We start from the raw sequence: 8,138 nt of genomic DNA, 5'->3' as shown, positions 1-8,138 counted from the left end.
CTGGATGCGTTGGTTCTGAACATAGGAAACCTTCCTTCGGAATGTTTTTTATTCCAATTCGACAAAAAAGGCTGTTGACCTTCTTTTGTCAACAGCCTCAGAGGACCCGCAAAGGTCCTCTTTTATTTTGCGGCTGCAGGATAGCCGATAATGCAAATATCGTCCCCAAAGCGTTGGACGGTAACGTTTTCAAGTTCAACGGCCAACGCCATGCGCTCGAATCCCTGGCCTGAAATCGGAGTAATACTTTCTTTGCCGCCGAGCAGTTTAGGAGCGATGAAGGTGACCACTTGTTGGACAAGAGAGGCTTCAATCATGGACCAGTTCAGCTGACCGCCGCCCTCAAGCAAAACAGAAGTGATTCCGTTTTCACCCAAATGTTTCAGTGCTTTTACGAGGTCCACATGCGGACCATTACCTGTGCGGATCACTTTCACACCGCGCTCTACGAGTTGTTTCTCTTTTTCTTTGTCTGCTTCATCGGTGCAAAAGACCCAGGTTGGAGCTTCGTTTGTGGTGGTCACTAGTGGAGTATCAAGCGGTATTCTGAGCAGGCTGTCAGCAACGATGCGGGTTGGATTTTTACCCCCGCCTTCAGGTAAACGTGTAGTGAGTTTTGGGCGATCTTTTAACACAGTTCCGATCCCAACCATAATGCCATCCATCCAATGGCGCATTCGGTGGACGTTTTCTCTCGAAAGTTCGTTAGTGACCCATTTGCTGTCTCCCGTTGAGGTGGCAATTTTCCCATCGAGCGTCATTGCTGTTTTCATTGTTACAAACGGCATCCCCGTCCGTTTGTAATATTCCAAAGCCATCTGTTTTGCTTGTTCATGTTCCATAGTGAAACCTCCTATTGTTTGTTCACAAAGTAAACTTATACACAAATTGATAGAGGTCTGTTCTGCTTGTAAGCACACAATATTCTACGAGCTTGCTAGACGCATCAAATGTCTTTCGCACAATCCTTGCAACGGGAACATGGTCAGGCATTTGCAAAAGTTCAATCTCTTCATCAGATGGAGAATCTACGATCAAAGTCTCTTCGCACGAAATTGGTTTTCTTCCAAAAGACTCTAGGGTTTTGTACAAGCTGAGTGTGGGATTCTGCTTGACTTCTTTAAGGATCTCTTCCAGTTCCTCAAGAGGCAGGGAGTTGGGGAGAAATGATTTCGATATTGTGATTGGAATATCATCTTTCAACTGCAATACGTGATAAAACAACACTGGCGGTTGCAACTCTCCGTGCACAGACTCTGGCAAATCCTCTAACAGACGAAGATCAATGTACTTTTTTGTAGCTCTGCTATGGTCCCGCCCGAATCCTCGACGGGTTGATTGAATTCGGCCCAGAAGCGAATCAATCGATACCCCGAAAAAATCTGCCAGTTTTTTAAGATTCTCGATATTGGGCTCGTAGATTCCCTTTTCCCACTTGGATACAGTTGTGTTATCTATCCCTAGGTAATCCGCCAAATCAGACTGGGTTACTTTTTTCTTTTTCCTGAGCTCCTTAAGTCGTGTGGCAAAGTTCATACAACCCCCTCCTATCTTTACTTTCCTGTATCATAATACAAAGTTGAATAAATAGCAAATAAAATTGTTGACATTCGAGCAATTATCAAATATTCTTTAATAAAGAAATTGAGCAAATATCAAGCAATCGAGCTATAACCTTCATGGAATCTGGATAAACGACTTTTTCGGATTGAGCAAAACTCCAATCGCGGAAGGTTTTACAGCACTAAGGCATGTAAGACTGGTTGGGGGTGAGACAAGTGCAATCCATGTATGTCGGCTTTTTCATCAGCTTTGATGATGCAAAGAAGGAGAAAGAAGACAAAGAAATTGCAAAAAGCATTATCAAACTGGGTTACGGTCTAATGTCGCGACAAGAATTCGAAGAAAAGCACCCAGAAAATGTACAGAAAAATGAAAAAAGCTCCTGGTGGTAAACCAGAAGCCCAAAAAACAAATGAACCTATCGACATTTTACCACGAAAGGAGGTGGTCGACCTGTACAAAACCTTATCTCTTTTGATCTTCTTATGTATTTATGTCGCACCACCTGTGGTTTTTGCCAGTTTTCTATGGGATTTCTTTAAGAAAAAGCTGAATCGGAAGGGGGAGGCCAAGTGAATGCTCCTGACCTCAAGGGGACGATTGCGTTTATATCGAGCTTCACTGACTTGTTTATGCTGTTTGCGGCTTTTGCAATCGTGATGTTAACCTTTATCGCCATTTGGCAGATTGGCTTTAAAGGGAAGAAGCCCGTTAAAGTTTTCACTCAATATTTCGTACGTGTGCTTTCACTGTGGCTCATTTCTTCGTGCCTGATCGTAGTGGTTGCCGCCCATCTGATGTCTTCTCTGTGGGATGGAATTCTGCTGGTAATTGACATGGTTGGGGACAAACTCGCCGAGGCCGCGAAAGGAGCGTTGTGATGGAATTCATCCAAGGATTGATGTTCCTTAGTGGTCAGTTCGCAGCGGCGGTGTTTTCAGCAGTAGCCGTACCACTCGCTATCCTAATCGGTTTTAGGGCCAAGTGGAATATATCAAGGATGTTGAAAGAAATTGGCGCAGTGCTTTTAGCCTTTGTTATCGTGTCCGGTTTCTTCATCTCAGTTGGAAGCTACGGCCATAAAGAAGAAGCGAACCAATGGGTGAAAGAAATGGAGGCGATGAAAAAATGATCTGGTATTTAATTTTCACTATTTTTGTGGCGGCGCTCGGAGCTTTCACTTTTTGGCTGAGGAAAAAGGAGAAAGTGAAAGACCAAGCGCCAATCCACAAACCAACCACAGAAGAAGATGAAATAGAGGACTAGCGGGCAGGCTAGTCCTTTCTACTGAAAGGAGTGATCCTGATGAAAAACCACTCTGCTTGGTTTCCTTCGATCCGCAGTCAAAAAATCCCTACCTGGGTGAAAAAAGCCGGGGAAATTTGGAAAACCGAAGTTTGGCCAGAAGTGCTGGATGCGCTATTTGAACCAAAAGAACGGAGGAAAATCGAGGAGTGGCTCAAACCTCGGGAAGTACAAGACGCGCAAAAGGAGGAGAAGAAGGAGCAACCGAAGCATGGACGGATTGCCAAGAAAATGGTGACGGATTCCCCGCAACATATCGCATTCGCTCGCCATCGAACAGGAAAAATCCTCTCGCTGATCCGCTCCGAAAATGTCGAGGATAAAGACAGTCTTTCCACTCCGATGATGGTAGTTGGGAAGCCAGGTGCCGGTAAGTCCACCGATTTCGTCAACATGGCCCTGGAGTTTTTCGGGGTCAGGGCAAAGAACCGCAAAGAATGGGAAAAAATCGCCCGTTCTGTTTTTCTCTTTGACGTAGCCAACGGAGCTATGTTATCGGACATTATGGCTCATGTCCCCAACTGGCTTGGAGATCGGGTAAAGATTCTAAACCATTCGGACATGGAACGAGTGATACCAATCGTCTGGCATGACCTGATGCGCGTATATCGAGACGATGACTCGATTGCGGCTGAGATCGCGGAAATCGAAACCGAGCTGCTGCGGAAGTTCCTAAAAGATGATGGTCAGACCATCTCGATTGAGCGCTATTTCAAAAGCGCTTTGCAGGCATCTTATCGAGTCGGTGAAGGGAATTTGCTCGATGCAATGCGGATCCTAAAAGATGATAGCTACCGAAATGAAATCAAGGGACGATTGTCTGAAAGAGACTTCGAGCTAGAGATCGCACTTGATCAGCTGGAAGATGAAATAGAAAAGGAAAATAGTCGGACACTTGATACGATCGAAAACCGAATTGCACAGCTTCGCTCAAATAAGCGTCTTTTTTATTCGCTTAGTCAAACACGAGACGAAAACATAGATTTCTGGAAATGGATGAATGAGCCGCACCTTGTTTTGATTCATATCTCAAACAGTAAAGAAACATTCCAGGATTTCGCCTTTACGCATTATCTCGTCAAGCTCTGGAACCTCATGATGGCCAGGGAGATGATCCCTGAAGAAGATCTTCGGGAATGTGTCGTGATTGTCGATGAAATCGACTTGATCATTAAGAACAAACCGGTTCAAGACATTTTTCTTCAGATTACCAAAAAGCCTAGGAAGTACCGAACCAAGTATATCTTCTCTTTTCATGATTGGTCATCGTTCACGAAGGCTGGCAACCGGAAAAATGACATCATCCGCTCATTTAAAACGGGTATGGACATGGTCCTGCTGAAAGGGAGCGATGAAGTTTTTGAAGACTTCGAAGAAGAGCTAGAACCATTCACTGTTGAGGATTTTCACAATCTGGAAAAATATACGGGCATCTTTCGGATCACCTGCAACAAGAAAGAATATGTCTTCAAAGCTAAACTACTTGAGCCAGCTTCGAATCGTCTGCCCTCTTTCCCGGTGCCAGATTTGGGGAACCAAATGGGCATGACCAATGCAGAGATCACAAAGCGAGCAAGAGAAATTCTGTTGCCGTTGTATGCTCGAAAAGAAGAGAAAACCGAAAGCGAAAACGCGACAGCAAGAGACAAAGTCGTTGAGCTTCTGCGCGAGTCACCGGAGGGGCTGACGACGAAGGAGATTTGTGAATCGCTCGGGATCTCTAGGATGACATTCCAACGTATAAAAAAAGAGTTAAAAATCCAAGAGCGAAAAGACGGAAAAAAGCTAGTTTATTTCGTCTGACTGTAACATGTAACATGGGTTTCCTTTTCCGGGATTTTGCTAGGGAGAAATGACGGAGTTATGCGGGTTTTGAGCTTTCAGGTGTAACATTTTTTTGGTTGATGTTACACGTCATGTTACAGAAAGGAGACGGGGAAAAATGGTGGAAAGTGCATCAAAAATCATGGAGTGGATTTTGATAATTTCAAACTCAATATTAATATTCTGGCTGACATACAAACTCAATCAGTGGATTCAAACCTTATTCGGCATAGAGGTAAAAAAGAATCCAAACATCGATCGTTGGGCTTGGAAAATCATTCTAATCGGATATGGACTATCCATCGTTCTTGTGATGATCCTTTTCCTGTTTTACTACTGGGTGTTTTTGATTCTGTTTTTTATCTTTGGGTTTGCTGGTCGTAAAATCATTGGACCCTTTATTAAACCTTTCGTTTGGATTACTAAATATCCGCTTCGAGCAGTAGGTGGCATGTTCCGTAAAAGATGACCAGGGGAAAATCACCCTGGTTTTTTTAGCAATGTGTATCATTGCGCATAATAAACAAACATATGTTTTGTTGAAAGACAGATCCGTCGTCACAATATTTTAATCAGTCGCATAATATAGCATATATGTTATAATATAGATATGTGGGAGACAATAGAATATGTAAAAGCCAATGGAAGAAGGCCAACCAGTGAGTTTTTAGACTCTTTACCAATTAAACAAAGGGAAAAAGTGATTAGAAATATGCTCCTTCTGGAGAGATTCGGCTTACGTTGGGGGATGCCATTCACGGAACATTTAGGTGATGGTATCTGGGAACTCAGAACGAAGATCAGCAGTAATATTTATCGGGTGCTTCTTTTCCATTGGAAGGACAATTATTTGGTTTTTACTCATGGATTTACGAAGAAAACGCAAAAAACGCCAAAAAGGGAAATAGAAAAAGCCAAGAGGTATCGTGCGGATTTTTTGAATAATCCAGAGCGATCCTTTTGGTAACAGGAGGTGTTCTGATGAGCTTTGTTCGATCTTACTTGGCCGAACAGCTGAAAGATCCGGAGTTTAAGAAAGTATGGGAAGCTGGAGAAAAAGAATTCCAACTTAGAGCCCGACTGATCGAATTAAGGAAAAAACGAGGGTTAACTCAAAGAGATCTTGCCCGTAAATTAAACACCAAACAGAGTGTTATTTCACGGATAGAGAACGGGGAGCAAAACATAAGTTTGGCTTATTTAAATAAAATTGCGGATGCTTTAAATGCCGAGGTTGAAATTAGATTTAAACCGAAAGCCAAAAGAGCCATCCGGCGTTATAAGTTGGTAAAACATGATGAAGTGCATACATGAAGAGGGTACTAAAAAAACCGTTAGGATCATTCCTAATGGTTTAACGGTTTGTTCGTGATGATAAAGGATGAACTGGAAAGGAAATGCCACCGATCGCGTTGAATCAATCGGTGTGCGTTCAATCTATTTTTCTTCTTCCTCCGGCCCCATTATTGGGGGCCTTTTTTAGCAGCAGATGGGGTCCGATTCCGCCATGTTATAGGTAGCATATGAAGAGTCTGAGAGCGGATTCACCCAATTCACGACGATTGCTGCTACTAAACACGCGATAATGATTCCTACCTTTTTCACCATTACTTACCTCTCCTTCAATTCCATGGTCACTTCATGTAACAGTTCCAAGTGATTGAAATATGCTTGCCGATCGATCACTTTGAAGCACTGACTCAGGTACACAAGCACATCAAATTCTTTTTGCTTTTCGTTCCACATCCTGGCCAGCTTCAGAGCTTCTTTCAAGGGTTCGACTGCTTCTCTGAATTTTTTCTTCTTGAGAAGCACTTTCCCTTTACCAATGAGTGTATCGCAGCGTACACGATCATCAGCTTCGATCGTGGTCGCATGTTCGAAGACATTCTCAGCCTTTTCAATTTGTTCACGTCTTACGTAAAGTTCCCCTAATCTGTTATAGGCTTTGGCAGGGAGCGACTTATTGACAACCTGGTTGGCAAAAGACAGTGAATGCTGATATGCTCCTTCGGCATTATCATGCTTATCCTGGTCTTCATAAATGCCGCCAATTTCTAAAAGTATAATTGTAGCTCGGTCATACAACTTTGCTTTGGCGGAGATTTGAAGCCCTTCTAGTGCGTATTGAAGCGCCTGATGATATTGGCGGCTTCGATGCTTTTGTTTGGCCAGCAATTCATATACTGTTGCACCTGTCGCCGGCCAGCGGATCTGAACGCTTTCGGGTAGGATGGAAGCGATCACTCTTTCGGCCTCTCCATACAGCCCTAAGTTGTCCAAGAAAACTGCATAGTTTGTCATTGTCATGAAATACTCTTGCTTCCGCTCCCCTTCACGATCAAAGGCTTTTACTGCCCGTTCGATATAGTCGAGAGCTGGCTTCAATCCTTCCTCCCAATAAGCGATGTTGCTCAGGATGTTATATGAACAAGCTTCAATATTTAGATATCGAAAATTGTTTTGATATTTCTGAGCTAAATCGATGGCAGCATGAAGCTCATTCTTTGACCGATCATACTTTTTCTGATAGAAGAATGCTTTCCCACGGATATAGTGTACAATTTGTCGGTATGGATGATTGTCTGGGAGTGCGATTTTGTCCAAATCATTCAAAGCATCATTCATAAGTTTGATTTCAGTTTGTGTACGTTGATTCTGGGCAACGTTGCAAAACTCCACTAGGTTCTCGATCAGCTCTATTTGTTGACGGACTTCTTTCCAGTCCTCAACGTTGATCGTTGTGTATTCAAGGTCATCTAAAATGAGCCCGAGTTTGCTGGTATAGTGATTCAATTTATCTCTTGGGACGGTTGGATCTCCTTTTTCAATCCGGGAGATGATCGATCTGGAAAGGATATCATCCACCAACTCAATTTGTTTTTTACCGATTTTTTTCCGTTGTTTTTTAAGAAGTTCTCCAATTTGTTTTCGACTCATGGGGATCCCCTGCCTTCATGATATATCATCCTTTGGGTAATTTGGATATCCCGACAAAAAAGTTCGGATTTTCCAAATGCTTAATTTTTCTTGAGAAAAACTAAATTGTGAACATCCCTTCTACAGTATTATTCGATAGTTTGCTACTTTTTACGGACGAATTTCTTAAGAAATTGTAAGAAAAGGCGAATTTCACAAACCAAACAATTCCAAAATTTAACTATTGGTATTTGAAAAAGAAATAATCTCTAAGCTAAAATTATTTCAGACACGAAGTAAAGGAATACTCATTATTTTCCCAATTTAAAATAACGGAAACACATGTTCTGTTTTGTGATAAAATAAGAGGGCCAATGAGGGGGTAAGTCCGAGATACGTGTAAAATATACAGTTGCAAATGGGGTAAGACTGAGTAATGACAGCCGTAAGAACCGACTATACAAAGCGTTTCGAGAGTTGGGGCGGGTAGTGCGAACCGTGTTTTTACTGGAATATATTTCAGACTT

The 8,138-nt window shown here is 42.6% G+C and carries 11 protein-coding genes and 1 pseudogene; 9 read left to right on the top strand and 3 right to left on the bottom strand.

What is annotated here, in order from left to right; all coding sequences use genetic code 11:
• Positions 1 to 122: 122 nt before the first annotated feature.
• Positions 123 to 842 (bottom strand): bifunctional diaminohydroxyphosphoribosylaminopyrimidine deaminase/5-amino-6-(5-phosphoribosylamino)uracil reductase RibD, encoded by a 720-nt coding sequence (gene ribD, locus I8U18_RS17195; RefSeq protein ID WP_198065156.1) that lies wholly within the window; start codon positions 840 to 842, stop codon positions 123 to 125.
• Positions 843 to 864: 22 nt separating this feature from the next.
• On the bottom strand, positions 865 to 1,536 hold the full coding sequence (locus I8U18_RS17190; RefSeq protein ID WP_198065155.1) for a helix-turn-helix domain-containing protein: 672 nt from the start codon (positions 1,534 to 1,536) through the stop codon (positions 865 to 867).
• Between the two features lie 242 nt (positions 1,537 to 1,778).
• Between I8U18_RS17190 and I8U18_RS17185 the strand changes: the two genes are divergently transcribed.
• From I8U18_RS17185 to I8U18_RS17150, 8 genes are all read left to right on the top strand, one after another.
• A complete protein-coding gene (locus I8U18_RS17185; protein ID WP_198065154.1) occupies positions 1,779 to 1,955 on the top strand; it encodes a hypothetical protein in 177 nt (58 codons plus the stop codon).
• Between the two features lie 180 nt (positions 1,956 to 2,135).
• Positions 2,136 to 2,444, top strand: coding sequence for a hypothetical protein (locus tag I8U18_RS17180; RefSeq protein ID WP_198065153.1), 309 nt, complete (start codon positions 2,136 to 2,138; stop codon positions 2,442 to 2,444).
• A complete protein-coding gene (locus tag I8U18_RS17175; protein WP_033102031.1) occupies positions 2,444 to 2,695 on the top strand; it encodes a hypothetical protein in 252 nt (83 codons plus the stop codon). The genes I8U18_RS17180 and I8U18_RS17175 overlap by 1 nt, the downstream gene beginning before the upstream one ends.
• Positions 2,692 to 2,829, top strand: coding sequence for a hypothetical protein (locus I8U18_RS17170; protein ID WP_198065152.1), 138 nt, complete (start codon positions 2,692 to 2,694; stop codon positions 2,827 to 2,829). The genes I8U18_RS17175 and I8U18_RS17170 overlap by 4 nt, the downstream gene beginning before the upstream one ends.
• A 39-nt stretch (positions 2,830 to 2,868) precedes the next feature.
• Positions 2,869 to 4,671 carry a helix-turn-helix domain-containing protein gene (locus I8U18_RS17165; RefSeq protein ID WP_232336447.1) on the top strand — a complete coding sequence of 601 codons (1,803 nt, stop codon included), beginning with the start codon at positions 2,869 to 2,871 and terminating at the stop codon, positions 4,669 to 4,671.
• 94 nt (positions 4,672 to 4,765) lie between these two features.
• Complete coding sequence (locus I8U18_RS17160) at positions 4,766 to 5,161, top strand: hypothetical protein (protein ID WP_198065150.1); 396 nt, start codon at positions 4,766 to 4,768, stop codon at positions 5,159 to 5,161.
• A gap of 141 nt (positions 5,162 to 5,302) precedes the next feature.
• Complete coding sequence (locus I8U18_RS17155) at positions 5,303 to 5,659, top strand: type II toxin-antitoxin system RelE/ParE family toxin (protein WP_198065149.1); 357 nt, start codon at positions 5,303 to 5,305, stop codon at positions 5,657 to 5,659.
• Positions 5,660 to 5,673: 14 nt separating this feature from the next.
• Entirely contained in the window at positions 5,674 to 6,006 is a 333-nt protein-coding gene (locus I8U18_RS17150) for a helix-turn-helix domain-containing protein (protein WP_198065148.1), read from the top strand.
• Positions 6,007 to 6,303: 297 nt separating this feature from the next.
• Here I8U18_RS17150 and I8U18_RS17145 read toward each other — a convergent pair whose 3' ends face one another.
• Complete coding sequence (locus I8U18_RS17145; RefSeq protein WP_198065147.1) at positions 6,304 to 7,632, bottom strand: tetratricopeptide repeat protein; 1,329 nt, start codon at positions 7,630 to 7,632, stop codon at positions 6,304 to 6,306.
• A gap of 405 nt (positions 7,633 to 8,037) precedes the next feature.
• Here I8U18_RS17145 and I8U18_RS18405 point away from each other — a divergent pair.
• Positions 8,038 to 8,138 (top strand): annotated as a pseudogene (locus I8U18_RS18405) (Tn3 family transposase); the annotation flags it as partial.

Origin of the sequence: Thermoactinomyces sp. CICC 10522 (genome assembly GCF_016055075.1) — a bacterium.
GTDB classification, from domain to species: domain Bacteria; phylum Bacillota; class Bacilli; order Thermoactinomycetales; family Thermoactinomycetaceae; genus Thermoactinomyces_A; species Thermoactinomyces_A daqus.
This window is presented reverse-complemented; position numbering and strand designations above follow the sequence as displayed.